The organism is Thiohalocapsa sp. (assembly GCF_022340605.1).
GTDB lineage: Bacteria > Pseudomonadota > Gammaproteobacteria > Chromatiales > Chromatiaceae > Thiohalocapsa.
Genome location: NZ_JAJDNQ010000153.1, coordinates 1 through 26,260 on the forward strand (window position 1 = coordinate 1; position 26,260 = coordinate 26,260).

Sequence of the window (26,260 nt, forward strand, 5' to 3'; positions counted from 1 at the left end):
CGGGCACTGCTGGAGCGGGCCACCGTCGGGTCTTCGCCGGGACCGGCGTTGCGGCCGCCGTCGGGTTTGCTGCAAGACTGATCCGCGCTACTCCGGCAACCGGAGCACCTTCCAGGCACCCTCGACCTGGCACATGTCCGCAGAAAGCGGCGCACGGGCATGGCCGCGGCCGGTCGGCTTGGGGATGGTCTCGTCATGGCGTCGCGGTAACTGAGAAGACGGTGGACGCCGGCGCAGTATAGCGCGGGGGCCACGCCGCGCCGGTGGGACCGCTATCCGTGCGGCGGCTGGGCCGCGTCGACCAGCGTCGGCCGCAGCACCCGCAACAGGTCTGCGGTGGCGAGCGAGACGATGTAGCCGCGCTTTCCGCCGTTGACGTAGAGCCTTGGCAACTCGGCGATGGCGCGCTCGCAGTACATCGGCATCCGCGCCCGCGTGCCGAACGGCGAGGTGCCACCGACCTTGTAGCCGGAGTGCTTGTCCGCCACCGCCGGCTCGCACGGCCGTACCCGCTTGGCGCCGATGGCCCGGGCCAGTAGGCCGGTGGCCACCTCACGGTCGCCGTGCATGAGCACGATCAGCGGCCTACCGGCGTCATCTTCCATAATTAGCGTCTTGATGACCAAGTGCTCGTCCACGCCGAACTGCGCCGCGAACTCCGCCGTGCCGCCCTGCTGATAGTCATAGGGATGGCCGTCGAAAGCCACCCCCGCGGCCCGCAGCACCCGCACCGCCGGCGTTACCGGCTCACGCTTGGCCATGCACTACAACCTCGCTCACTCTGCCTTGGGGCGAGAAGTCTATCAGTGGCCGGTGCCGGGCTCTCCCTTGAACGGGCCAAACACGTCATCCGTGATCCTACCAAAGCGGATACTTTAGACCACTGTTTCGCAATACCGGCCGACTCCCCGGGTACCAGGCAAAATCGGGATGGCTGGAGACACTGTACCCGGTCCAGTAGGCTGAGCTTGAAATGACGTCGCCGTTTCCATCAGTCTCCGCGCGAAACGTATAGGTCTTGGTGATCTTGACAATGCCCACCACATCAGGCCGCACGTTGTCATTTGCGGCGACTACTGTCAGCCTACAGTCGTTCGTTCGACGCGGCCCGCCCGAACACGCCAAGTCGAAGGAATAAACGGGATAATTCCAGACCTCCTCATCGGCGGAAAAGTCAAGGATTATCGGGATGCCATTATTCACATACTTGTTCAGGAGGTCCAGCAACTGGCCAGGGTACAAGTCCTCAAACGATCCATCATTGTACCCCTTGTATCGCTTGCCGACGAACCAACCATCCCCGGAAGTCCTGTACCACGCTTCCGACAAGAGCCCTTTTTGATCGCCGACCCGAAAATTCACTGACCCAACATTGATCGGACGGGTAGGCTCAGGCTCCATGATGGCTGCCGCCGCCCATCCGTTGCAAAGCCCAGACCACGATTCAGCTCTGCGGCTGTAATTAAAGCCGTTGTTATAGCTTTGGGAGTATGCCGGACCGGGGGAGTAGCCGTAAGTCGCCTGATCGTACTTTTCGAAGGGAGACATGCCGGAGGTATAGCCAAAGAGCAGCTCACCCGTAGATAGTGGCCACCAATAGCCGGACCAAGGTTTTGCCGCAAGGCACAGGGGCGCGGCCAGCGATAACATGATCGCGGTCCCGCAGGACCAAAATAGATGCCTCTTCATGGTGCACCCGTCTCCCCTGAATCGTTGTTGGGCACGATAAGGGTGGTCGTCGTTTGGGCGCTTTCTTCGTTCCACCACGGCTCGCCATTCTTAAGTGTCAGTACGTGGGCATCTTCCTTGCTCTCTCCCTGTCTACCGATCCCGATCTTGACCTCCGTGCTGCCCTGTGGGAATTCGCTCGCGGCGCTATTCGTAAGAGGCTCTGGGGGCATTTCCTCCCCCGACACGAGCGGATTGGTCCCCTCTTCCGGTAGAACTTCTTGATACACTTCTCCCATCGCCGTTGCCGCCGGGGTATCTCCGTTCTCGGAGTTCAACACGACGGGGCTAGGCGCTGTGACTTGGGGCGTATCCTGCAGAGGAAAGCTTGGAATCACCAATGCGAAGGGCGCGTCCTCTTCGAGGATAGGCTTGTCGGTGTTCACCTCCTCCTCCAGCGTCTGCAGCCCATCTGCCGTGGCCACGACCTTTCTTATGGTTAGAACCCGCCAAGGATTGGTGCTCACAATGACATCGACGCCGGTTGGCGGTCCGGAGAGGGTTCTAATCTGTAATGACAGACGATCCGGACCTTCGTCGCACATGACCTCGCAGCGCCAACGCAGGGGCTCCTTCCAATAGGGGGTCGGCGCACTGATATCGAGTTTGGTCTGTTCGAGTATCCAGCTGTCGCCACATTGCCACGCCGGGGGTTCCGCGAGAGTCGCCTCTTCGTCCGCGATAACGATTGCCGAGTATAGGCCGGAAATCGATACGAGAACAGCGGCGGGAAGCGAAAGCCTAAGATGGGGAGAGAAAGCCACGTTACACCTCTTTCAGGCAAACAAACAACCTGAGCTTTTACCAGTGCTCTCGTCGGAGCCGTGCGCGAGCGTGCCATGGAGGCTGCATAGCCAAACCATACAGCGCGCGCGCACCACTCCTTGTGAGAGTCATACATATGTTGTCTTGGTCACTACGAAATCCAGCCACCTTGTAGCGGTGACCAAGCCTTGCGTGGTTATTTCGACGATCTTAACGTCGGACTGCCCTAGGTTCGAGCGGCGTTCTTAGCTCTAGCCGCTCCGGCGAGTGATCGTGGCAACGATGGAAAAAGCATCCGTAGGAACAGTGACTTAAAAAGCAGGGGTTGGCGGGATCTTGTTCTTGATCGGCTATGCTTTTGACTTTCATTCTGTCATTTTTTTCACTTTCCCAAGGCGGAGAAGCGTCGAATGAAATGCAGTCTCGATCGTGTGCCAACACGTGTGCAGGATACTCGAAACCCGATATTATGTCGTTTCAGACAGTCAGCCGGAATGGACCGTTTGTCCTCGCGTGCCTTGGAGTGGCGGCGACTGATTGAGAACTCAGGCGAAGCTGTGATCGCGAGGTCAATGCCTTTCCCGTAGGGCGATAAGGGGAATGACTCAAGCGCCGGCCGCGACCATGCAGCAGATGGGTGCAAGCGGCCATTTGCGTCGGCGTTGGATGACGGTAAACACCAAGACCAGCGCGGTATTCAAAGAGGTCGTTTTCGGATGCCTTCATCGCGAGTATGGCCACGCAACACAGATGTCTACTCGGGGCTGATGGGCGGATACTTGGGATTGGATTTCTGCTCGTTACCGGGCTCATCAGCTTGATTGATAACGCGAGTTCCGGGCGCGCTGATACGCTCGGCGAAACCGGACGCGTCAGATGTGTATAGGCTGGAGTTTCCGGGCTCGGAAAGTGGCGCTTGTGACTCGTCCGGAGGCGCTGATTCGACGATGGCGGCATGCGCACCGCCCTCGGCGTCGTCAATTTTCAAGAGCGTGTTTTCCGGAACCGCTTGCTTATCGCCGTTGGGGAAATCGACAGTTGCGCGGCTGTCGTCGAGTACGTAGATGCGAGTACCGGCCTGCAATGGCATCCCGGCGTATGCGGCGGTAAGTCCGCTGTTGCCGGAAATGAACACGGATCCCTGGGAAGCAGCAATAGTCGCAGTAGATGCCGTCGGTGGCGGGGGAGCCGCGATGCTCACCAGACTCGTTGATGCCACGACAGCGTTAACGGCGAAGGCGATGTAGTGCAAGCGATTCACAGGCGTACCTCGCACGGTTAAGGGACGTACCTCGGGAGACGCTGATTGGTTTGCCGATCGGGGCAACATCGGCACGGCGTTCGAAGGCGCCCACTCGCGGCCGTCAAGCCCCCGCTTGTCGGTGGGGCCTCGGATGGTCGTCGGTATGGCGGGTGGGTTATGTAGACTTCGAGAAAACGCCGTCGGGCGCAATCGTCGGGTTTCCTTGAAGGGGGCTGGGGAACCTCCGGATGTTGCGCCTCAAGGCGGTGGCTAAACGGCGGACCGCGAGACAAGGCTGGCGGCTCGGAGCAACTCGCGTGGCTGGCGCCGGTCGGCGGATTGGGCGGGTTCTCCGAGTCCTGGTTGTTGAGCGAGCGGCATGCAGCTTCGACACTAGAGGGTGCCTGCTGGTGGCGTAGCGCATCTTCGGGCGCAAGTTGCTCGGCCGTGAATCAGCGACGGAAGGCGTATTGACGGTCCAGGACAGCCTCACCGTCCACTGCCTGCCCGCCTATGCGAAAGGGGCTGTGCACCTGGGTGATATCCAGTAGGGAGTGCTCAGGCGTTGGGTAGTTGGTGAGCTTGCGAATCCGTACGCCGATCTTGCCGTGGTCCTTCCGGCGAGTCGGCCGGCCCGGGGGTTCACGCTAGGGAAACGCCGATTGATCGGGGGTTCCGTGCGGCTCAGGATGCCGCGCCATTGTCAAGCGTCTGGCGACAAGACGGTGGAGGAGCCCGGAACCTGCCCGGTTTCTGAACAGGTTCGAGCTCGCTGCCGATCTTGGCCAGGCTGGCCAACAATGGGCGTCTCCCCAAGGGGCGGGACTCGATATGTCGGCGCGCCGATGTCTCAGCGGCGACGCCAAATCAGGGTGCGGTTGTTCACCGGCATGGCGATGTCGTCGGCAAGTGCCAGGCCCGCGGCCTCTGCCATGCGGGTCAGGTCGTCCAGGTCACGTACGCCGCTCAGGGGTGCGCGGGCGCGGAGCCAGCGGTCGAAATTGGCGTTGCTTTGGCTCGTGTGACGGCCGCCGTAGCTGAAGGGGCCGTACAAGGCGAACGGCGCGCCCGACGGCAGCGCGGCGCCGACGCCCGCGAACATGTGCTCCACCTGTGCCAAGGACATGATGTGCGCGGTGTTGGCGCTATAGACGGCATCGTAGGGCGCGCTCGAGCCTGTCTCCGGCCAGGCGCCGTCCACGTCCAGCGCGATGGCCGGCGGCAGGTTGGCGAGCCCCGCCTCGGCGATCCAAAGGTCCATGCCGGGCAGGTTCGCCGGCACGTCGCTGCACTGCCAGACGAGGTGCGGCATTGCGGCGGCGAAGTGCACCGCGTGCTGGCCGGTGCCGGCGCCGATCTCCAGCACGTGGCGGCGGTCCGCGAACAGCGGCGCGAGCACGGCGAGGATGGGTGCCTTGTTTTCTTCGCAGGCGGCGGACACGGGCTTGTCCATGGGATTTGATGGAGGATCGGTTGGGCTTGGAGCTGGATGCGTCAGTGCGAGGGCTCTGCCGCGTCAGCGGCAACAGCCGGAGCAATGCCGGGAGCAATGTCGGAAGCAACAGCGGGGCGGGTGCGAAAGGCCGTTGCAACGGCGAGGCCACCGCAGGAGGCGAGGTTGCGGGCGGGCGGGCGATTTCAACCGCGGGGCGCGCAGGCTGTTGTCGGAGCCTGACCAGCGCTGCTGGCCGCACCGAGATTCCGCTATCATCGCAGCGTTGCGCCAGCTCGCCTATCCGGCGGCGGCAGCTTCGCGCACCCGCCTCCCTGGTCGCCCTCGCACGCTGATTCTCGCCATGCGTCCATTGCTGATCGCCCTGCCGTTTGCGGCCACCCTGGCGATGGCCGCCTGCGCGCAACTGCCCGGCGGTGCCGGCGACGACGTGCCGCCCCCCGGTGCCGGTGCCGGTGCCCGGGCCGGAGCCGGAGCCACGGTCGAGTCGGAGCGCGCGGCCGCCGTTGTCGGCAACTCGCACGTTCCGGTGGCCGGCAGTGGCGATGCGGGCGCATCTTCGGACCTCGGCGTGGATCTGCGCCAGCCGCCGCGCTGGCGCGCGCCCAGGGATTTGGTCACCCCGCTACCGGGGCTGGACACGGCCGAGTCCGAGCCGACAGCTTCCGAAACCGGGGGCATCGGTGAGCTCCCGGAAGGCGACCTCATGCTCCGCGAGCGGGTCGCCGAGCGCTGCGCGAGCCGGCCGGCCAACGTCACCGAGGACTCTCTGCTGCGTAACATCGTTGCTGACCTCGACGCCGATGGCGTGGACCCGGCGATGGCGGTGGATGCGCTGATCATCGGGCGCTGTGGCGAACTGGCAGACATTGTCACCGAGGTGGTTGCCCGGGGCGGCGAGGAGGCAGCGATGCCCGTCATCGAGCGTGCGGTTGCGCTGACAGGCCCTGGCTCGGAGCTGATCGTGGAGCGCGCAGCCGCCGAGGGCCTGATGCTCGCCGGTCGCGCGCGCGTGATGCCGCAGTCCGCGGCCCCCCCGCCGCTGGATGGCGGCAGCGGCGACTATGCGATGCTCTATTTCCCGCTTGGCGGCGAGACCGCAGAAGGCTCCGCCAGCCTGGGCCTTGCGGAACTCCTCGGCAACGCCGAGCCTGGCTATGGCATGTACACCTACATCTTTGGCGGCGGCGATGACAGCGCCGATGAGGAACGGCTCGCCGCCTATCGCGAGCTGCTGCGGGTTATAGAGACCTATGTGCTCGCCGAAGGTGCCCGCGCGCGCGGGCCGGACCGCAGCGCGCATACCTTCCTGGTGCCGGTGCGTGCCGGGCAGGAGGGTGCATCCCTGGCGGAGCGCACCGGACCGGAGCTGTCGTCGGCGATGCGCGGCGAGCTGGCCGCCTACCTGAACCGCGGCGGCCAGCCTGAACTGGCCGCGCGGCTCGCGAGCGCGCCGGGACCTTTTCTGGTGTCAAGCCTGGAGCCGCGGCTGGTGCCCGGCAGCCCGCAGGCCGTGCGTTTGATCGTGGACTTGAGTGGCGTCGGCCCCGAGTTCATGTACAGCATCGTGGATGCCTACGACCGGGACATCCCACGCAACATCAGCGGCCGCGCGGAGAGCCTGCAGGCGGTGCGTCAGCGGTTGCTCGACGTGTTCCCGCGCAACGCCATCGAGGGCGGCGCGCAGCCGCCGGCCGGCGACTGGGTGTTCCTGCTCGGTCGTCGGAATACCACGCAGACCGACCGACACGCACGCGTGCGTGTCGCGGCCGCAGAAAGCCGCCGCTGAGCGGCAGGAGCAACCCATGCTCGGACCTCGTATCGGCGGCCTGTTCAGGTTCCTGATCGGCATCCTGCTGCTGCAGGTGGCTACGGTGCTGCTGACCTATACCGCGCTGAAGACCGACCTGAATCAAACCGGCTGGCTGTTCGGCGCGCTGGGCGTGACCCTGGGTGTGCTGGTGGCGCTGTGGTTCGACTCGGTGATTGGCAGCGTCAAGGAACATGCCATGGCGCGGCAGCAGAAGCGCCACGCCCGTGAGCGCGAGAAGCTGCGCCTGCAGGCGGAGAAGGATAAGGCCAAGCTCGTGAGGCAGCGCAAGCGCCACTCCGGCGGTGCCGCGCTCAAGACCGGTGTGGCCGTCGGTGGCGCGGCCGGCGTGGGCGTCGCGCTGATGTTCGCGCAGCTGATGACCCTGGGGCTGCTCACCATCTCCGCTGCCGGCGGCGCCGCGCTGGGCTACGGCATTCGCTCCCGGCAGGAGAAGATGATCCGCGCCCGCGAGCAGAAGCACGCTGAGAAGCTGGTCTATGCCCAACAAGACCTGCCGGCACTCACCGCCGACGCGCCACGCAAGGGCAACGCCGGGCGCTCGCGTAAGCAGCCAGAGGCTTAGGGAAGCGTTTCACGTAACTTTGCCTTCGTTGTCGTTGTCGAGTATCCGATCACGATTACGACAACGACACCGAGCAGAGACTTCGACCTGGTTTCTCGGCTCCGGTCCCGCACGGGTTGGCGCCCTGCAAAGCTACCAGCCGTGGAAGTACCAACCGTTGTTCCATTCCGGCGGTTGCGGTGCCGGCGCCGCGGGGCCTTCCGGCGTCTGCCCGGGCTCGGAGCCGGCGTCCGGAGGCATGGTGCCGGGCGGCGATGGCGAGGCGCCCGGTGATGACGGCAACGGCAGCATCCATGGGCCGAAGTTGAGGAACCACCAGCGGTCCTGGGCCATCTGGTCGCGTATCTCCTGGCGGCGGCGGAAGAATTCCTCTTCGAGGGCCTCGTGGTGCGCGGCGCCGACGGGGTCGATGGCGCGGCGGCGGGCCTGATGCTCCGCACGCCGTCGTTCCTGCAGGGCGCGGCGCTGTTCGCGCACCGCATCCAGCCAGCGTGGGGCACCGTCAGGCAGGGCGGGCGAATCCGGCGGGTTTGCCTCGATGGGTGCGGCGGAGCCATCAGGCTCGGTCGTGTCGGCGGCAGCGACCTGCAACTCGTTGGCCGGACTCGCCGCGGGTGTTTCGGGCGCCGTCGCCGCGGCCTGGACACCGAGCGCTGTCAGTAGTGCCGCGGCCAGCAGCGGTCCATGGGCGGGCGGCGTGAAAATGGCGGCGCGGCGCGCAGCCGAGACGGCGGCACCGGACCCGGCCGTTGGATGCGCGAGTGACTTGGTCGAGGCTTCGCGGGCCATACTGGCCGTTCCGCTCCTGATCGCAGATTGCTACTGATCGGTTTTAGGACAGTCCGCAATACACGTCAATATTGCAGGGGTTTGCGGCCTGACTACCGCTGCCCGACCACCGCCGCCCGGCGCTGAGGTCGGGCGCGGCAGCTCGGCGTTGCGGCAAAGGGGGCGGAGGTCCCGAGGCTGCGGCGCTGGCGCTTGGTCCGGTCCGAACGATCGATGGCGATGGGCCGAGGTGTACCGGGGCTTCTCAGGAGCGCTTTTCGGCGCTGGATTCGAGGCGCTCGTGGATCGCCTTGCGCAGACAGGTGAGTGCTGTCTCGCAGGTGATGGGGGCGCCGTCTTGGGTTGAGATGAAGAAGACGTCGTCCACCTCGGCGCCAACGGTGGCGATCTTGGCGCTCTGCAGCCGGATGTCGCAGGCCTCGAAGACGCTGCCGATCTCCGCCAGCAGGCCGGGCCGGTCCAGCGTGCTGAGCCGCATCATGGTGCGCTGGTTGCGCGTGTCTTCCGAGAAGCTGACCCGCGTTTCCACCGGGAAGTGGCGGTGCTGCCGCGGCAAGCGGCGATTGACCACCGGCTGCTGGCCGTCGCCGCGGCGCAGCGCGGCCAGCAGGGACTCGCGCAGCGCCTCGGTGTCGTCGCCCTGGTCGATGGGGCAGTGGTCGGGACCCAACACCTGGAAGGCGTTGACGGCAAAGCCGTCGTCTGTGGTGGTGATGCGTGCATCCATGATGTTCAGCGCGCGCTGGTCGAGCAGCGCGGTGATGCGCACGAACAGATTCTTCTCGTCGCGGGAGAACAGGAACACTTCGGTGCAGCCGCGGGAGGCGAGCGGACGGATCACCACCAGTGGCAGTTGATCGGGCGCGGTGACGAGGATACGTTGGGTCTGCCAGGCAATCTCCTCCGGTGAGCTGGGCGTGAAGAAGTCCATGCCGAAGCGGCTCCACAGGTCGCGGCAGTCGTCGGCGTCGATGCCCTCGAGGGCCAGCAGGCGCATGGCCTCGCGCTGTTTTTGCTCGATCAGGTCGTCTTGCGCCTGGGGGTTGTCCAGCCCGCGCATGAGCGCCCTGCGGGCGGCGTGGTAGAGATCTCGCAGCAGCGCATCTTTCCAGGAGTTCCAGCGCTTGGGGTTGGTGGCACGGGAGTCGGCGACGGTGAGCAGGTAAAGGTAATCCAGCCGGTTGAGGTCGCTGACCTGCTCGGCAAAGGCCTGGATGACCACGGGGTCGGCGATGTCCTTGCGCTGGGCGGTCATGGACATCAACAGGTGGTGCTCCACCAACCACGCCACCAGGCGGCTGTCGTACTCGCTCAGATAGTGCAGCTGACAGAAGTCCCAGGCCTCGCGGGCGCCCAAGAGCGAGTGGTCCCCGCTGCGGCCCTTGGCGATGTCGTGGAACAGCCCGGCCAGGTACAGAAGCTCTTGTTTGGGGACGCGCTGGGCGATGGCGGAGCAGAGCGGGAACTCGCCGTTGTGCTCGGGGATCGTGAAACGGCGCAGGTTGCGCAGCAGCCTGAGCGTATGCTCGTCCACCGTGTAGACGTGGAAGAGATCGTACTGCATGCGCCCGACGATGTTGGCAAAGGCCGGCACGTAGGCGGCCAGCACGCCGTAGCTGTTCATGCGCCGGAGCGCGGCGGTGACGCCACGCGGCTGGCGCAGGATCTCCATGAACAGACTGCGCGCGCGCACGTCTTCGCGGAAGTCGTCGTCGATGCGGTGGCGGTACTCGCGGATCAGGCGGATGGTCCTGGCGCGCACGCCAAGCAGCTCCGGACGCTGCTGCAGCACCAGAAAGATCTCCAGCAACGCGAACGGTGAGCGGGCGAACACCTGCGGATGGGTTACCTCCAGGTAGCCACTGCGCACCTGGAAGCGCTTGTTCACGGGCTCCGGCGGGCCGATCTGGTCGTGCAGCAGGATGGCCTCCTGGAACAGTTGCATCAGCATCTCGTTGAGCCGGTTCAGCTCCATGACCGCGCGGTAGTACTGCTGCATGAACTGCTCCACCGCCAGGTTGTCGCCCTGGTCCGTGAAGCCGAATTCGTTCGCCAGCGTGCGCTGATAGTCGAACAGGAGCCGGTCCTCGCGCCGGCGCGTGAGCCGGTGCAGCGCGAAGCGGATGCGCCACAGCAATGCCTGGCCTTCGCACAGTGCCAGGTACTCGGTCTCGGTGAGGAAGCCCTGCTCTACCAACTGGTGCAGCGAGTCGGCGCCGAAGTGGCGCTTGGTGACCCAGGCGATCATCTGGATGTCGCGCAGGCCGCCCGGGTTTTCCTTGATGTTGGGCTCCAGGTTGTAGGCGGTGTCGCCGTACTTCTGGCGGCGCTTGCGCTGCTCCTCGCGCTTGGCGGCGAAGAACGCCTCACTAGGCCAGATGCTGTCCGGGCCGACGGCGGCGCGCATGCACTCGAACAGCGGTGCGTCGCCGTCGATGAGCCGCGCCTCCAGCAGGTTCGTGACGATGGTGATGTCGTCGGCCGCCTCATGCCGGCACTCGTCGACGGTGCGAACCGAGTGGCCGATCTCCAGCCCCAGGTCCCAGAGGAAGATCACCAGCGCCCCGATCGCCTCGCCCAGGTATGCAGCCTGGCCTTCGCCGACGAGGATCAGCAGGTCGATATCGGAGTTTGGGTGCAGCTCTTCGCGCCCGTAGCCGCCAACGGCGACGACCGCGGCCTCGGACCCATCCGGCATGAAGCGCCGCCAGGTGGCGCTGATGATCGCGTCGATGTCGTTGCTCCAGCGCCGCACCAACTCGGTGACGGGCTCGCCGCGATCGAAGCGGGCGAACAATGCCTCGCGCGCCGCCGACAACTGCGCCTTGAATGCGGCGATGTCGGCCGTTCCGGGCGGCGCGGCCGTGGTTGCCGGGGGGATCGTGTGCTCCTGGACCATCAGTCGGGTGGTGTAGGGCGGCGCTGAGGGCGGTGGCGACCGGGCGAAGTTGGCTGGGCAAGGTTGGCTGGCCAAGTTTGGCTTGGGCAGCGGCGCCGGGCCTCGGCCGTGCGCTCAGGCGGCCGCGCTGGAGCGCTCTTCGTCCCGGAGCGTGAGGATCTCGTAGCCGTCGGGTGTCACCAGAATGGTGTGCTCCCACTGCGCGGACAGGCTGCGGTCCTTGGTGACGACGGTCCACCCGTCAGGCAGCAGCTTCACCTGGCGCTTCCCGGCGTTGACCATGGGCTCGATGGTGAAGCACATGCCCGGTTGCAGCGTCAGGCCGTCCGCGGGTCTGCCGTAGTGCAACACCTGAGGGTCCTCGTGGAACTCGCGCCCGATGCCGTGCCCGCAGTACTCGCGCACTACCGAGTAGTTGTGGCTCTCGACGAAGCTTTGGATGGCATGGCCGATGTCGCCGAGCGTTGCTCCGGGCCTTACCGTACCGATGCCGACGTACAGTGCCTGCTGGGTCACGTTCACCAGGCGACGCGCCAGCACCGACGGCTCGCCGATGAAGAACATCTTGCTGGTGTCGCCATGGTAGCCGTCCTTGATGACGGTGACGTCGATGTTGACGATGTCGCCCTTCTTCAGGCGCTTGTTGCCCGGAATGCCGTGGCAGACCTGGTTGTTGACCGAGGTGCAGATGGAGCGCGGAAAGCCGCGGTAGTTGAGTGGCGCGGGGACGGCGCCCTGCTCGTCGACGATGTACTCGTGGCAGATACGGTCCAGCTCGTCGGTGGTGATGCCCGGCACTACGTGGGGGCCGATCATCTCCAGCACCTGGGCCGCCAGGCGCCCGGCGACGCGCATCTTGGCTATCTCGTCGTCGGACTTGATACTTACCGCCATCTTGCTGTTTGAGGCATCCACGAGTTCGGCTCGGTGTCAGGTTGCGATCGATGCGATCGCCGCTGGTCGATCGCGTCGATCTGGTCAGGTTGATCCGGTCTGCGGGAGTTCAGGTCCGCGATCGGTTGTCAGTTCAGGGCACAAGCGCTCGGCCGCGCAACATTGCTCGGGTAAGAGGCTCCATGTTATAAAACGCGGCGCGGCCCGGCAAACTTCCAGTGGTCGCTTCTGCCCTTGGGTAGGGCAGGCGTGGCATCGTTCGGGGGCAGCATGGCCTTGCGCTTTACCTAAGGATTGGGCGCAGCAGGATTGCCAGCAGCCGTCCCCGGTGCGCCGCGCCTCCGCAACGCTCCTCGATGCGATCCGCCGATGCGGTCCGACGATGCGATCCGATGCTGATCCGGCTCCGCATCCCATAGGTGGAATATGGACCCATTTGCCGGAGTCAAGCGGGATCAGCACACCCGACACCCTTGCGCGCCGATGTCGGCCCGGCAGACGGGCAGACGTTGGGTGCGCACGACATCGCCACACGCATGCCGACACATGCTGCCGGGTGCCCGCGGTTGCGGGTCGCAGCATGGGGCACGCGGAGGCTCAACCCAGACCGAGGAACCATCATGAGCGAAGTCTCCATGCGGCAGATGCTGCAGGCAGGTGTTCACTTTGGACACCAAACCCGTTACTGGAACCCGAAGATGGCCGCGTACATCTTCGGCCAGCGCAACAAGATCCACATCGTCAACCTGGAAAAGACCCTGCCGCTGTACCAGGATGCGATGAATTATCTCGGCAAGCTCGCCTCCAACGGCGGCCGCATCCTGTTCGTCGGCACCAAGCGTGCGGCGCAGGAGGCCATCCGCGAGCACGCCAGCCGCTGCGGCATGCCCTACGTGAACCACCGCTGGCTCGGTGGCATGCTGACCAACTTCAAGACGGTGCGCCAGTCCATCCAGCGCCTCAAGGACCTCGAGGCGATGTTCCAGGACGGCAGCATCGAGCGCTTCGGCAAGAAGGAGGCGCTGACGCTGAGCCGCGAGCGCGACAAGCTCGAGCGCAGCCTGGGGGGTATCAAGAACATGGACGCCCTGCCGGACGCCATGTTCGTCATCGACGTCGGCCACGAGAAGATCGCCATCTCCGAAGCCAACAAGCTCGGCATCCCAGTGGTGGGCGTGGTGGACACGAATAACGATCCGAGCAAGATCGACTACGTGATTCCCGGCAACGACGATGCCATTCGCGCCGTACGGCTCTATATCGAGGGGGCCGCGGACGCTGTCCTCGACGGCCGTCAGACCGCCGCTGCCATGGCCGGGCGGCGTGGCGACGCGCCGGCTCCCGAGCCGGCAGCCGAGGCCGAGGCCGCCGAGGCGGCTGCCAGCTGACACCCGCCAGCTGGCACCCGCCGGTTGACACCCGCCGGTTGACTTCCACCGGTTGCTACCCGCCGGGTTGCGCCCCGGCTGGGGCCCACCCACGGCCCACATCGGCGGGTGACATCCGTCGGGTCACATCGGACAGCCGACCCCGCCGGGCGCATATGGCCCGGCGGGGTCCTGACAGTTTTGAAAATCATCGAATTCTGGAGTAGGCAATGGCGATTTCAGCCAGTTTGGTGAAGGAGCTGCGCGAGCGCACCGGCGCCGGCATGATGGAGTGCAAGCGTGCACTGCAGGAAACCGATGGCGACATCGAGGCCGCCATCGAGGCCATGCGCAAGTCCGGCCAGGCGAAGGCCGCGAAGAAGGCCGGGCGCATCGCCGCCGACGGCGTCGTGGAACTGTGCGTCGCCGAGGGCGGCAGCCGCGGTGCCATGGTGGAGATCAACAGCGAGACCGACTTCGTCGCCAAGGACGAGAACTTCCGCGGCTTTGCGGAGGCCGTCGGTCAGACCGTGCTCGCGAGCGACGCGGCCGACGTCGCGGCGCTGGCCGAGCAGCCGCTGGCGGGCGCCGGTGATGCCACCGTCAACGCCGCCCGCGAGGCGCTCATCGCCAAGGTCGGCGAGAACGTCCAACTGCGGCGCGTGGTGCGCTTCGACGCGCCCGAGGGCGTGCTTCACAGCTATCGCCACGGCGTGCGCATCGGCGTCATCGTCGACCTGGTCGGCGGCGACGAGACGCTCGGGCGCGACATTGCAATGCAGGTCGCCGCCACCAATCCCATGTGCATCAGTGCCGACGACCTGCCGGCGGAGGCGCTGGAGAAGGAGCGCGAGATCTTCCGCGCGCAGGCGTTGGAGAGCGGCAAGCCGCCGGAGATCGTCGACAAGATGATCGGCGGGCGCATGCGCAAGTTCGCGGAAGAGGTCACGTTGCTCGGCCAGGCGTTCGTCAAGGATCCGTCGATGAAGGTGGAGCAGTTGCTCAAGCAAGCTGGCGCCAGGGTGGCGGCATTCGCGCGGTTCGAGGTTGGCGAGGGCATCGAAAAAAGGGCCGATAACTTCGCCGAGGAAGTCCAGGCACAGGCCAAGCAGGCGGAGTGACGCACGTGCCGCGGGCTCGACCCCGCCTGGCTGGCATGCGCAGACCCCCCCAGTGCCGCCCCAGTGCAGAGCTGGTGAAGGCTGCGCGGCCGGCGGCGGCGCCGGCCGGGCCGCGATGACGCTAGCCAGGCCGCGTGATCTCGCTCGGCACGTGTCTGCGGCGGCAGCGAGCCACGCCGGCCCGGCTCGGGTATCATGCGGCGCAGTTCCAGCGCTACTGCTTGAGGATTTCGGCTCGACCGTACATCCTCGGCTCCCTGTCACATGACTTGGTCACATGACTGAAGACTTGCCCCGGCCACGCCGGATACTCATCAAGCTAAGCGGTGAGGCGCTGCTCGGCGACGCTGCCTGTGGCATCGATCCGGACGTGCTGGCGCGTCTTGCAGGCGACGTCGCCGACTGCGCGCGCGCTGGCACCGAGGTCGCGCTGGTGCTGGGCGGCGGCAACATCTTCCGCGGTGCCGGGCTCGCCGCCCGCGGTATGGACCGGGTCACCGGCGACCACATGGGCATGCTGGCGACGGTGATGAATGCGTTGGCGATGCAGGACGCCTTGGAGCGCGTTGGCGTGCCGGCCCGCGTCATGTCCGCGCTCAGCATCGAGCAGGTGTGCGAGGACTATGTCCGCAGCCGCGCCGTGCGGCATCTGGAAAAAGGGCGGGTCGTGATCTTCGCCGCCGGCACGGGCAATCCCTTTTTCACCACCGACTCGGCGGCCAGCCTGCGTGCCGTCGAGATCGGCGCGGACCTGATGATCAAGGCCACCATGGTCGACGGCATCTATTCCGCGGACCCCAAGCATCATCCGGATGCGGAGCGCTATCCGCGCATCACCTATGATAGGGCGCTGCGCGAGCGCCTCGGCGTGATGGACCTGACCGCGATCGTGCTGTGCCGCGACAACGGCATCCCGCTGCGGGTCATGAGCATTTTCGAACCCGGCGCGCTCAAGCGCGTCGCCGCTGGTGAGGACATCGGCTCGTTGGTCGAGCCTGGACACGAACAATGATCGATGACATCAAGAAAGACGCGGCCGAGCGTATGGGCAAGAGCGCCGAGGCGCTGAGCCACGAGCTGGCCAAGATCCGTACCGGTCGTGCGCATCCGTCGCTGCTGGATCACGTCCGCGTGTCTTACTACGGCAGTGACGTGCCCATCAGCCAGGCAGCCAGCGTCGCCGTCGAAGATGCGCGCACGCTGACCGTCACGCCTTGGGACCGCAACATGGTGGCCGCGGTGGAGAAGGCCATCATCCAGTCGGACCTCGGCGTGAACCCGAACACCGCGGGCACCGTCATCCGCGTGCCCATGCCACCGCTCACCGAGGAGCGCCGGCGCGACCTGCAGAAGATCGCGCGCGCTGAGGCCGAGCAGGCGCGGGTGGCCGTGCGCAACATCCGCCGCGATGCAAACCAGCAGCTGAAGGAATTGGTGAAGGAAAAGCTCATCTCCGAGGACGACGAGCGCCGCGGCGAAGAGATCGTGCAAAAGCTCACCGACCAGTTCATCAAAGAGGTGGACCGGATACTCGAGGAGAAGGAAGCAGACTTGATGTCCATTTGACGGCATCGCGCATGCGAGATGCTCTGCAAGTGACTAGTGAGATCACGGCCATCGGCGATGGCGAGCGCGCCAGGCGTGTGCCGGAGCACGTCGCCATCATCATGGATGGCAACGGACGTTGGGCCAATCAGCGTGGCCTGCCGCGAACCGCTGGCCATCGGGCCGGCGCGAAGAGCGTGCGTGCCGTGGTCGAGGAAAGCGTGCGTCATGGCGTGGGTGTGCTCACGCTGTTCGCCTTCAGCAGCGAGAACTGGCGGCGGCCCCGCGGTGAGGTCAATGTGCTGATGGAGCTCTTCATGAGCACGCTGCAGGTGGAGGTGCAGCGGCTCGTGGAGCATGACGTGCGCCTGCGCATCATCGGCGACCTGTCGGCCTTCTCGGCGCGGCTGCGGACACAGTTCGAAAAGGCGGAAGCCGCCACCCGTGACAATCGCCGCCTGATGCTTCAGGTAGCCGCCAATTACGGTGGACGCTGGGATATCACCCAGGCCGTGCGCGCCATTGCGCGGGAAGTGGCGGCCGGACGCGTGGCGCCAGACGCCATCGACGAGGCGCTCGTCGCCTCCAGGCTCTCGTTCCCGGACGTGCCGGACCCGGACCTCTTTATCCGCACTGGCGGCGAGAAGCGGATCAGCAACTTCCTGCTTTGGCAGTCCGCCTATGCCGAACTCTACTTCTCGGACCTGATGTGGCCGGAATTCGATGCCGCCGCCTACGGCGCCGCGCTGAACGACTTCGCCCGGCGCCAGCGGCGCTTCGGCCTCACGAGTGAGCAGGTCACGGCCAGTTCCAATGCCGTCGGTGGCTGAAGCGCCCGTGTCCAATCCCGCAGTCAGTCCGGCGCCCAACAACGCGCTGCGCGAGCGGCTGCTGACGTCCGCGTGGCTGATTCCCGCCGTCGTCGGCGCAGTGCTGCTGCTGCCGACTGCGGGCTTCGCCGTCTTCGTGGGCTTTTTCATGCTGTTGGCGGCCTGGGAGTGGGGGGCGCTGACCGGCGTCGAGCGATGGGCGCCGCGCGCCGCCACCGTCGCCGCACTGGCGTTGTTCCTGCTGCTGCTTTGGCTCTCCCGGGCGCAGCCCGTTTTCCTGTTGGCGCCCGCCGTGGTCTGGTGGCTGGGCTTCGCCGCGGCACTGCCCCGATTGCATGTGCATCCGGCCGCGGCGCGCATCGACCGGCTGCTGCTGCCGCTGGGGGGCTTGGTGCTGGCGGCCCCCTGGGTCGCCTTGGTGCATCTGCACGAGGACTTCGCGCATGGCCCGTTGTTGGTGCTGGGGCTCATCGCGCTGATCTCGCTCGCCGACACGGCGGCGTTCTTCGCGGGCAGCCGCTTCGGCCGGCGTAAACTGGCGCCGCGGCTCAGCCCCGGCAAGACCTGGGTTGGCCTCTACGCGGCGCTGGCGGCAGTGAGCATCGCGTTGCTGGTCACCGGTGTGCTGTTGGGCCTGTCGCCGGGCGCGACCCTGGCGCTCATGCTCCTGGGTGCGGTGACGGTTGCGCTGTCGGTGGTGGGGGATCTGTTCGAGAGCTGGCTCAAGCGGCGGCGCGGCTGCAAAGACTCCGGCAACCTGCTGCCGGGCCATGGCGGTGTGCTGGACCGCATCGACAGCATGACGGCGGCGGGACCGGTGTTCGTTCTGGGCTTGATCTGGTTGGGGTTTTCGGCATGAAGGGCATTGCGATTCTGGGCTCAACGGGCTCCATTGGCGTCAGCACGCTGGACGTCGTCGGCCGGCATCCTGAGCGCTTCCGGGTGGTGGCGCTGACGGCGCATCGCAACGCGGAGCGGCTGGCCGAGCAATGCCGGCGCTTCCGGCCGGCCTACGCGGTGATGGTTGACGCCGCCGCAACCGACGAGCTGCGCACCCGGCTGGCGGATATGCCCGATGCCCCGCGGGTGCTCGCCGGAGCCGAAGCGCTGAGCGAGGTTGCCGCGCTGGACGAAGTCGACTACGTGATGGCTGCCATCGTCGGTGCCGCCGGACTCATGTCGAGCCTCGCGGCGGCGCGCGCCGGCAAGCGGCTGATGCTCGCCAACAAGGAGGCCCTGGTGGTGTCCGGGGCGCTGCTGATGGATGCGGCGCGTGACAACGGCGCGACACTGCTGCCCATCGACAGCGAGCACAACGCCATTTTCCAATGCCTCCCACCTGCGCGCGACGGCGGCCTGCCGGCGGCCGGCGTGGAGCGCATCTTGCTCACGGCGTCGGGCGGCCCCTTCCGTGACGCGGAGCCGGAGAGCCTGGCGGCGGTGACGCCCGAGCAGGCCGTGGCACACCCCAACTGGAGCATGGGGCGGAAGATTTCCGTCGATTCCGCCACCATGATGAACAAGGGGCTCGAGATCATCGAGGCCTGTTGGCTCTTCGCCACCAGTGCGGACCGCATTCAGGTGGTAGTGCACCCACAGAGTGTCATCCACTCCATGGTGCAGTACACCGACGGCTCGGTGCTCGCGCAACTCGGCAACCCGGACATGCGCACACCCATTGCCCATGCGCTCGGCTGGCCGGAGCGCATCGGCGCCGGGGTGGCGCCGCTGGACCTATTCGGGATCGCGCGGCTCGACTTCGAGCCGCCGGCGCCAGAACGCTTTCCGTGCCTGCGGCTCGCCTACCGCGCCGCGGGCGAGGGTGGCACCGCTCCGGTGGTGCTCAATGCAGCCAACGAGGTGGCCGTGGCTGCCTTCCTGGAGCGGCGCATCGGCTTCACCGACATCGGTCGCGTCGTCGAGCAGACCATGGACCGCCTGCCGGCAGAGCCGGTCGACCTGGGCGGGCTCGAGCACGTGCTCGGCGTCGATGCCGAGGCACGCCGTCTCGCGGAACAGCAGGCCGCGGCGCTGGTCGCATAGCATATGCCGCCCATTCTGACCAACGTGGCCGCCTTCCTGGTGGCCATCCTCGTGCTCGTCACCATCCACGAGTACGGGCACTTCTGGGTCGCCCGCAGGCTCGGCGTCAAGGTGCGGCGCTTCTCCATCGGCTTCGGCAGACCGCTATTCACCTGGCGGCGGCGCGGGGACGACACCGAGTACGTCATCGCCGCGCTGCCCTTGGGCGGCTACGTGAAGATGCTCGACGAGCGTGAAGAGGAAGCGCCGATTCCGCCCGCGGATCTGCCCTTTGCGTTCAACCGCCAACCGGTCTGGAAGCGCAGCCTCGTGGTGCTCGCCGGCCCGCTGGCCAACTTCCTGTTGGCGGTCCTGATCTACTGGGGGCTGCTGATGGCCGGCGAGACCGGCGTGCGGCCCGAGGTCGGTACCGTCGAGCCCCACTCCGTGGCCGCTGAGGCGGGGTTCGCGCCGGGCGATCTGGTGACGGAAGTCGACGGGCGCCCCGTTGCCACCTGGGGCAATTTCTGGTTCGCGCTGTTGTCGGCCTCCCTTGGGCACGGCGACGTAACCGTCGACGTCACCACTGCCGATGGCGATGCGGCCGTGCGTACCCTGCCGGCGGCGGAACTGGCCCCGCTGGACCCGGGGCAGGGGTTCCTCGGGGAAGTGGGGCTGCAGAGCTACACGCCCAGTATCCCGCCGGTGATTGCCGAGGTCGTGCCCGGCGAGCCGGCGGCGGCCGCGGACCTGCGGCCGGGTGATCGGATTGTGTCCATTGACGGCGAGCACGTCGGCGATTGGGATGCCCTCGTCACCGCGGTGCAGGCGCGCGCCGGGCAGACGGTTTCCCTCGTGGTTGAACGCGGCGGCGCGCGGCAGACACTGACCCTGACGCCGCGGGCAGTGACGTTGGACGACGGCAGCGTCATCGGCCGCATCGGTGCCGGACCGGCGGTGCCGGAGGATCTCTACGACGACATCGAGGTGGTGGTACGCTACGGCCCGGCCGGCGGGCTGCTGGAGGCGCTGCGCCGTGTCGGTGACGTTTCGGTGATGACACTGCGCATCATCGGTCGCATGCTCGTGGGTAGCGCGTCCGTGCAGAACCTGAGCGGCCCCATCGGCATCGCCGACGCCGCCGGCAAGACGGTCCGCTTCGGCATCGCGCCCTACCTGGAGTTCATTGCGCTGTTGAGCGTCAGCCTCGGTCTGCTGAACCTGCTTCCCATCCCCGTCCTCGACGGCGGACATCTCCTGTTCTTCGCCATCGAAGCGGTGCTCCGTCGTCCCGTGTCGGAGGAACTCCAGGCGCAAGGGCAGCGCCTGGGGCTGTTCTTGATACTTTGCTTGATGACATTGGCCTTCTACGTGGATATTGCTCGAATCTTTGGCTAGACGGGCGGCTTGCCCTATACTGCACGGATTCGGGGATAGGGTGGCTGCTTGCCAGTCGTGGCGGGCTTTCGCACGGCCAACTTGCAGAGGGCCAAATTTCAGGCGCCCTACGTCTAACGAGTTTCCGGGGGGAGTTTCCGGGGCGAGGTTCCGAAACCCGGTCTGGAAACCAGTTGATAACACGGCTGCCTCCGTGGAAAGCAGCCGAGGATTGCAGTACTTGAACAACGGGCTTGCGGACCCTGCCGTCGCGCTGCCGTCCGGGCACGCCTCCAGCCTCTTGCCGCCTTGGGCATGATTGCGATGGCCGCGGGTCGCAAGCATCCGGTCAACCCGTCCGGGGGAAGAGTGACACAACCCAGATCCAGCACCCACCGCACCCGGCGGCACGTCGTCGCGGTGGCGCTTGCCTTGTTCCTGGCGGCCGGGGCGGCCTTCGCCGACAGCTTCCAGATTGCCGATATCCGCGTTGAAGGTCTGCAGCGCATCGCCGCGGGCACCGTGTTCAACTATCTGCCCGTGCAGGTGGGGGATACGGTCAGCGACAACATCACCGCGGACATCATCCGTACCCTGTACGGCACCGGCTTCTTCGAGGACGTTTCCGTCGAACGCGACGGTGACGTGCTCGTCATCGCGGTGCGGGAGCGGCCCGCGGTTGCCGAGATCGAGATCACCGGCAACAAGTCGCTGAACACCGACCAGCTCAAGCAGGGGCTGGAAGAGGTGGGTCTGGCGGAAGGTCGGGTCTTCGACCCGTCGGTGCTGGACCGCATCGAGCAGGAACTGCAGCGCCAGTACTTCGCATCCGGCAAGTACGGCGTCGGCATCGAATCCACCGTGTCCCCCCTGGAGCGTAACCGTGTCGCCGTGCGCATCGAGATCGACGAGGGCCTGACGGCGCGCCTGAAGCAGATCAACATTGTCGGCAACGAAGCGTTCTCCGACAAGGAACTGCTGAAGCAGTTCAAGCTCGGCACCACCAACTGGCTGTCGTTCTACACGAAGAACGACCGCTACTCGAAGCAGCAGTTGTCGGGCGACCTGGAGTCGCTGCGCTCCTTCTACCTGGATCGCGGCTATATCGAGTTCGAGATCACCTCGACCCAGGTGTCCATCAGCCCCGACAAGAAGGACATCTACCTGACCATCGGCGTCCATGAGGGTGACGTCTATCGCGTGAGCGACATCGAGCTCGCCGGTGAGCCGTCGGTACCGGCGGCGCGTCTGTTTCCGCTGATCCACATGCGCCGCGGCGAGGTCTTCTCGCGCAAGACAGCCACTGAGAGCTCCGATCGCATTTCGGAACTGCTCGGAGAGGAAGGCTACGCCTTTGCCAACGTCAACGCCGTGCCGGACGTGGACGAGAACGCCAAGACGGTGGCGGTCACCTTCTTCATCGATCCCGGCAAGCGCGTCTATGTACGCCGCATCAACATGCAGGGCAATACGCGTACGCGCGACGAGGTGCTGCGCCGCGAGATGCGCCAGTTGGAGACGGCCTGGTTCTCGACGGACTTGGTCAAGCGCTCACGCGAGCGCCTGCAACGTCTCGGGTACTTCGAGGAGGTTAACATCGAGACGCCGGCGGTGCCGGGTACGGCCGATCAGGTGGACGTGGACGTCACCGTCAAGGAACGGCCGTCCGGTAACCTAATGGCCGGTATCGGCTACTCGCAGTCGCAGGGGATCATCTTCAACACGAGCATTTCGCAGTCCAACTTCCTGGGCAGCGGCAAGCGCGTCGCCTTCGCCTTCAACACCAGCAAGGTCAGTCAACTCTACCAGCTCGCATACACCAACCCGTACTACACGATCGATGGCATCAGTCGGGGCTTCGACCTCAGCTATCGCTCCACCGACTTCAACCAGCTCATCGGTGCCGACTACACGACGGACGTCGGGCGTGCGGCGATCAATTACGGCTTCCCCGTCTCGGATACGGCTCGCTTCGGGCTTGGTGCCTACTACCAGTACACCAAGTTCTTCCCCGGCTACTCGCTGTTGGCGCAGGATTTCGCCGCCCAGAACGGCGAGGTCTTCAACGACTTCTTCCTGACGGCAAATTACCTGAACGACTCGCGCGATACCGCCGTGTTTCCCAACAAAGGCACGTTGCAGAGTCTGTCCGGCGAGATTGCCATTCCCGGTAGTGATCTGGAGTACTACCGGCTCACCTATCGCGGTCGCTACTATCTGCCGCTGACCCAAAGCCTGACACTGGCGCTCAAGGGCGATGTGGGCTACGGCGATGGCTATGGGGATACCGAGGCCATGCCGTTCTTCGAGAACTTCTATGCCGGCGGCCCCCACAGTGTTCGCGGCTTCAAGGCCAATACGCTCGGTCCGCGGGAGACCACATACAATCTCGATCCAGTGGGCGGCAATCTCGAGTTGACCGGTGGGATCGAGGTCTACGCGCCGCCTCCGCTGGGTGGCAATTTCGCGAATACCGTGCGCATCGGTGCCTTCTTCGATTTCGGCAACGTCTGGTATACCCATGACACCCCGCTGGTGGCGCCCACGGGCTTCGACCTCGGGGATCTGCGCTACTCCACCGGTTTGTCCTTTGCCTGGCTGTCGCCCGTTGGCGCCTTGGCGCTGAGTCTCGCCTATCCGCTCAACACGCAGCAGCAGGACGAAGAAGAGGTCTTCCAGTTCACCTTCGGCCAGACGTTCTGATGTTACTGCGCTGCTCTGCTCTGCTCGCGGTTCTGCTGCTGATGCCTGCATTGGTGGCGGCAGGTTCGGGCGTGACGCAGGATCTCAAGATTGCTGTCATCGACCCAAACCGCATTGTCGAGGAGTCCCCGCAATACGAGGAGGCGCGGCAGACCCTGAGCGCGGAAGTGGCGGAGCGGGAAGCCGATTTGGTGGACCAGCAACAAGGCCTGGACCGGCTCGGCGAGAAGCTGGAGCGCGACGGCGCGCTCATGAGCGAAGAGGAGGTGAAGCGGCTTCAGAACGACATTCGCGCGCGCAAGCGCCGCTTGCGCTACGCCAAGGCGGAGCTGCAGGAGGACTTTGCGCTACGACAGAGCGAGCTGCGGACCAAGCTGGTCAAGCAGGTGGAAGAGGTGGTCCGGCAGATTGCCAAGGAGCAGGACATCGATCTGATCGTGAGCGAGGGCGTGGTCTATTTCAGCGAGCGCATCGACATCTCGGCGGATGTCGTGGAGCGCCTCAAGGAAGAGTTCCAGAATCGAAAATGAGCGGCGACAGCGCAGGCCGTCGGTGCGACGGCGAGGTGATGACGGCAGGTCGGCTCGCAGCTGAGCTTGGCCTGGCGCTGGTGGGCGCCGATGTCCCGCTGTCGCGGGTCGCGCCACTGCATGCCGCGGACGCGTCTTGCCTGAGCTTCCTGGTCGATCGCCGCTACCGTCCCCGGCTAGCCGACACCCGGGCCGGCGCCGTGATTCTGCGGCAGGCCGATGCCGATGCCGCGCCCTGCACCGTCCTGGTGGCGGACAATCCCGAATTGGCCTTCGCCAAGGCGGCGGCCATGCTGCACCCGCGGCCGCGCCCGCCCGCCGGCGTGCATCCGACTGCGGTGGTGGACGACAGCGCCAGCATCGATCCCACTGCATCTATCGGTCCGCTCTGCGTCTTGGAGGCTGGCGTCAGGGTGGCGGCGGGGGTCGAGATCGGTCCCCATTGCAGCATTGGCGCCGGCACCAGCATTGGGGCCGAGACGCGGCTCGTCGCCAAGGTTACGATCTGTGCCGGCGCCGTTATCGGTGCGCGCGTGCTGTTGCACCCCGGCTCCGTGATCGGCCGCGAGGGCTTCGGCTTCGCGCGGGACGGCGAGCGTTGGGTGCGCATTCCGCAAGTGGGTGGCGTGCGCCTGGGTGATGATGTGGAGATCGGCGCCAATTCCACCGTCGATCGCGGCGCCATCGAGGACACGATCATTGCCGACGGCGTCAAGATCGACAACTTGGTGCAGATCGGCCATAACGTGTCCATTGGCGAGAACACCGCGATGGCGGCCTGCTCCGGCATCTCCGGCTCCACCCGCATTGGGGCACGTTGCACCGTGGCGGGTGCCGTCGGCATGGCGGGGCACCTGCACATCGCCGACGACGTGCACTTTACGGGTATGGCCATGGTGACGCGCTCGCAGTCCGAGGCCGGCGTCTACAGCAGCGGCATCCCCGCGATGCCGAACGCCGAATGGCGTCGCACCATCGGCCGGCTCCGGCGGCTGGAGTCGCTGCAGCAGCGTGTGCAGCAACTGGAGCGTGCCCTCGCAGAACCCGAGACCGGCGGCGCGCAGCCGCCGGCAGACTGAGAATTCCCCACCCGCTGCCTTGCCGCTTACCCGCACGGTCTTCGCTGCCTGGGCTCGCCGGCCATCTCCGGCCCCGGCTCACCGGCGTCGAGCGTCACTCAGGTCGGGGCCAACCCAATAACAATCGCAATCAGGGACCATGCTGCAATCAGTCCATCGCCGTCCGACAACTGCCACGCTGGACAATCAGCGCCGTGGCAGCCTTGGCGGTGAGCTCGGCTGAGTCGCCAGCATCGTCTCGTCAGGGGCCGTGGAGGCTGCATTGACTTCAATGGACATTCACAAGGTGCTGGATCTCCTGCCGCACCGCTATCCCTTTCTGCTGATCGACAAGGTGCTGGAGTTCGAGGCCGACAAGCGGCTGCTCGGACTCAAGAACGTCACCTTCAACGAGCCCTATTTCACTGGCCACTTCCCGGTGCGGCCGGTGATGCCGGGCGTGCTGATCGTCGAGGCCATGGCGCAAGCCACCGGCCTGCTGGCCATGCAATCGCGTCCGCAGGAAGTGGGCGAGAAGGCACTTTATTACTTCGTCGGCATCGACAAGGCGCGCTTCAAGCAGCCGGTGGAGCCGGGTGATCAGCTGTTCCTCGATGTCACGGTGATGCACGTCAAGCGCGGCATCTGGAAGTTTGCGGGCGAGGCCCGGGTCGATGACAAGGCCGTCGCCACAGCCGAGATCATGTGCACGGCGCGGGATTTCTGAATCTTGATTCATCCCAGTGCGATCATCGACCCGGCGGCTGACCTGGCCGCCGATGTCGAGGTGGGTCCCTACGCCATTATCGGTGCTGGGGTTCGCATCGGCGCCGGATGCAGCATCGGCCCACACGTGGTGCTGCGTGGGCCGACGACCATCGGGCCGGCGACGCGGATCTTCCAGTTCGCATCCATCGGTGAGGACCCACAGGACAAGAAATACGCCGGGGAAGCCACGTCGCTCGTCATCGGCGCGCGCAATGTCATCCGCGAGTACGCGACCGTACACCGCGGTACGGCGCAGGACAGAGGCGAGACGCGCATTGGCGACGACAACCTGCTGATGGCCTATACCCATGTCGCCCACGACTGCGTCATTGGCAACAACGTCATCATGGCCAATGCCGCATCCCTTGGCGGGCACGTGGAGGTGCAGGACTGGGCGATCCTCGGCGGCTTCAGCATCGTGCACCAGTTCTGCCAGATCGGTGCGCACAGCTTCAGCGCCATGGGCTCGGTCATCGCCAAGGATGTGCCGCCTTACCTCACCATCGGCGGCCATCCGGCGGTGCCGCGCGGCATCAATGCGGAGGGGCTGCGCCGCCGCCAGTTCTCGCCAGAGGCCATCGCCGCGCTGCGGCGCGCCTACCGGCTGCTGTACCTCGCCAACCTGAAGCTTGCCGACGCCGTGGCGCAGATCAGGGAACTCGCCAAGACACAACCGGAGCTGGAATCGCTCGCGGACTTCGTCGCTGACAGCAACCGCAGCATCGTGCGGTGAGCGCCACCCTCGGCATCGTCGCCAACGAGCCCTCCGGCG

23 protein-coding genes are annotated in these 26,260 nt (G+C 65.9%); 15 read left to right on the top strand and 8 right to left on the bottom strand.

Annotated elements, in window-relative coordinates:
- Nucleotides 1–272: 272 nt before the first annotated feature.
- The 5 genes from LJE69_RS18855 to LJE69_RS18875 form a co-directional block, all read right to left on the bottom strand.
- Entirely contained in the window at nucleotides 273–761 is a 489-nt protein-coding gene (locus LJE69_RS18855) for an aminoacyl-tRNA deacylase (protein ID WP_296927598.1), read from the bottom strand.
- Between the two features lie 97 nt (nucleotides 762–858).
- Complete coding sequence (locus LJE69_RS18860; protein WP_296927599.1) at nucleotides 859–1,689, bottom strand: hypothetical protein; 831 nt, start codon at nucleotides 1,687–1,689, stop codon at nucleotides 859–861.
- Nucleotides 1,686–2,492, bottom strand: coding sequence for a hypothetical protein (locus LJE69_RS18865; RefSeq protein WP_296927601.1), 807 nt, complete (start codon nucleotides 2,490–2,492; stop codon nucleotides 1,686–1,688). Before LJE69_RS18865 ends, LJE69_RS18860 begins: the two co-directional genes overlap by 4 nt.
- 755 nt (nucleotides 2,493–3,247) lie before the next feature.
- The gene (locus LJE69_RS18870) at nucleotides 3,248–3,745 is read right to left on the bottom strand and encodes a hypothetical protein (protein ID WP_296927602.1); all 498 of its coding nucleotides are present in this window, start codon (nucleotides 3,743–3,745) and stop codon (nucleotides 3,248–3,250) included.
- 841 nt (nucleotides 3,746–4,586) lie between these two features.
- Nucleotides 4,587–5,189 carry a DUF938 domain-containing protein gene (locus tag LJE69_RS18875; RefSeq protein WP_296927603.1) on the bottom strand — a complete coding sequence of 201 codons (603 nt, stop codon included), beginning with the start codon at nucleotides 5,187–5,189 and terminating at the stop codon, nucleotides 4,587–4,589.
- 343 nt (nucleotides 5,190–5,532) lie between these two features.
- Here LJE69_RS18875 and LJE69_RS18880 point away from each other — a divergent pair, with 343 nt between their 5' ends.
- A complete protein-coding gene (locus LJE69_RS18880) occupies nucleotides 5,533–6,978 on the top strand; it encodes a hypothetical protein (protein ID WP_296927604.1) in 1,446 nt (481 codons plus the stop codon).
- Between the two features lie 16 nt (nucleotides 6,979–6,994).
- On the top strand, nucleotides 6,995–7,585 hold the full coding sequence (locus LJE69_RS18885) for a hypothetical protein (protein ID WP_296927605.1): 591 nt from the start codon (nucleotides 6,995–6,997) through the stop codon (nucleotides 7,583–7,585).
- A 132-nt stretch (nucleotides 7,586–7,717) separates the two neighbouring features.
- Here the strand turns inward: LJE69_RS18885 and LJE69_RS18890 are convergent, their stop codons facing one another.
- The 3 genes from LJE69_RS18890 to map all read right to left on the bottom strand — a co-directional run bounded on the left by LJE69_RS18890 (nucleotide 7,718) and on the right by map (nucleotide 12,167).
- Nucleotides 7,718–8,374, bottom strand: a complete 657-nt coding sequence (locus LJE69_RS18890) for a hypothetical protein (protein ID WP_296927606.1) — start codon at nucleotides 8,372–8,374, stop codon at nucleotides 7,718–7,720.
- A 244-nt stretch (nucleotides 8,375–8,618) separates the two neighbouring features.
- Nucleotides 8,619–11,273, bottom strand: a complete 2,655-nt coding sequence (glnD, locus tag LJE69_RS18895) for a [protein-PII] uridylyltransferase (protein ID WP_296927607.1) — start codon at nucleotides 11,271–11,273, stop codon at nucleotides 8,619–8,621.
- A 114-nt stretch (nucleotides 11,274–11,387) separates the two neighbouring features.
- Nucleotides 11,388–12,167 (bottom strand): type I methionyl aminopeptidase, encoded by a 780-nt coding sequence (gene map, locus LJE69_RS18900; RefSeq protein WP_296927617.1) that lies wholly within the window; start codon nucleotides 12,165–12,167, stop codon nucleotides 11,388–11,390.
- Between the two features lie 635 nt (nucleotides 12,168–12,802).
- Between map and rpsB the strand changes: the two genes are divergently transcribed.
- The 13 genes from rpsB to lpxA all read left to right on the top strand — a co-directional run bounded on the left by rpsB (nucleotide 12,803) and on the right by lpxA (nucleotide 26,221).
- Nucleotides 12,803–13,555, top strand: coding sequence for a 30S ribosomal protein S2 (rpsB, locus tag LJE69_RS18905; protein ID WP_296927618.1), 753 nt, complete (start codon nucleotides 12,803–12,805; stop codon nucleotides 13,553–13,555).
- Between the two features lie 209 nt (nucleotides 13,556–13,764).
- Nucleotides 13,765–14,655 carry a translation elongation factor Ts gene (gene tsf, locus LJE69_RS18910; protein WP_296927608.1) on the top strand — a complete coding sequence of 297 codons (891 nt, stop codon included), beginning with the start codon at nucleotides 13,765–13,767 and terminating at the stop codon, nucleotides 14,653–14,655.
- A gap of 277 nt (nucleotides 14,656–14,932) precedes the next feature.
- Entirely contained in the window at nucleotides 14,933–15,667 is a 735-nt protein-coding gene (gene pyrH / locus LJE69_RS18915) for a UMP kinase (RefSeq protein WP_296927609.1), read from the top strand.
- Nucleotides 15,664–16,221, top strand: coding sequence for a ribosome recycling factor (gene frr, locus LJE69_RS18920; RefSeq protein WP_296927610.1), 558 nt, complete (start codon nucleotides 15,664–15,666; stop codon nucleotides 16,219–16,221). The genes pyrH and frr overlap by 4 nt, the downstream gene beginning before the upstream one ends.
- A 50-nt stretch (nucleotides 16,222–16,271) precedes the next feature.
- A complete protein-coding gene (gene uppS, locus LJE69_RS18925) occupies nucleotides 16,272–17,030 on the top strand; it encodes a polyprenyl diphosphate synthase (protein ID WP_367114715.1) in 759 nt (252 codons plus the stop codon).
- A 7-nt stretch (nucleotides 17,031–17,037) separates the two neighbouring features.
- Nucleotides 17,038–17,889 (top strand): phosphatidate cytidylyltransferase, encoded by an 852-nt coding sequence (locus LJE69_RS18930; protein WP_296927611.1) that lies wholly within the window; start codon nucleotides 17,038–17,040, stop codon nucleotides 17,887–17,889.
- Nucleotides 17,886–19,073: a 1-deoxy-D-xylulose-5-phosphate reductoisomerase gene (gene ispC / locus LJE69_RS18935; RefSeq protein ID WP_296927612.1), complete on the top strand. Its 1,188-nt coding sequence runs from the start codon at nucleotides 17,886–17,888 to the stop codon at nucleotides 19,071–19,073. Before LJE69_RS18930 ends, ispC begins: the two co-directional genes overlap by 4 nt.
- Before the next feature lie 3 nt (nucleotides 19,074–19,076).
- On the top strand, nucleotides 19,077–20,450 hold the full coding sequence (gene rseP, locus LJE69_RS18940) for an RIP metalloprotease RseP (protein WP_296927613.1): 1,374 nt from the start codon (nucleotides 19,077–19,079) through the stop codon (nucleotides 20,448–20,450).
- 399 nt (nucleotides 20,451–20,849) lie between these two features.
- Nucleotides 20,850–23,132 carry an outer membrane protein assembly factor BamA gene (bamA, locus tag LJE69_RS18945; RefSeq protein ID WP_296927620.1) on the top strand — a complete coding sequence of 761 codons (2,283 nt, stop codon included), beginning with the start codon at nucleotides 20,850–20,852 and terminating at the stop codon, nucleotides 23,130–23,132.
- Nucleotides 23,133–23,173: 41 nt separating this feature from the next.
- On the top strand, nucleotides 23,174–23,662 hold the full coding sequence (locus LJE69_RS18950) for an OmpH family outer membrane protein (protein WP_296927621.1): 489 nt from the start codon (nucleotides 23,174–23,176) through the stop codon (nucleotides 23,660–23,662).
- The gene (gene lpxD, locus LJE69_RS18955) at nucleotides 23,659–24,741 is read left to right on the top strand and encodes a UDP-3-O-(3-hydroxymyristoyl)glucosamine N-acyltransferase (RefSeq protein WP_296927614.1); all 1,083 of its coding nucleotides are present in this window, start codon (nucleotides 23,659–23,661) and stop codon (nucleotides 24,739–24,741) included. The genes LJE69_RS18950 and lpxD overlap by 4 nt, the downstream gene beginning before the upstream one ends.
- Nucleotides 24,742–25,012: 271 nt before the next feature.
- Nucleotides 25,013–25,447: a 3-hydroxyacyl-ACP dehydratase FabZ gene (fabZ, locus tag LJE69_RS18960; protein ID WP_296927615.1), complete on the top strand. Its 435-nt coding sequence runs from the start codon at nucleotides 25,013–25,015 to the stop codon at nucleotides 25,445–25,447.
- Between the two features lie 3 nt (nucleotides 25,448–25,450).
- Nucleotides 25,451–26,221, top strand: coding sequence for an acyl-ACP--UDP-N-acetylglucosamine O-acyltransferase (lpxA, locus tag LJE69_RS18965; protein ID WP_296927616.1), 771 nt, complete (start codon nucleotides 25,451–25,453; stop codon nucleotides 26,219–26,221).
- Nucleotides 26,222–26,260: the final 39 nt, after the last annotated feature.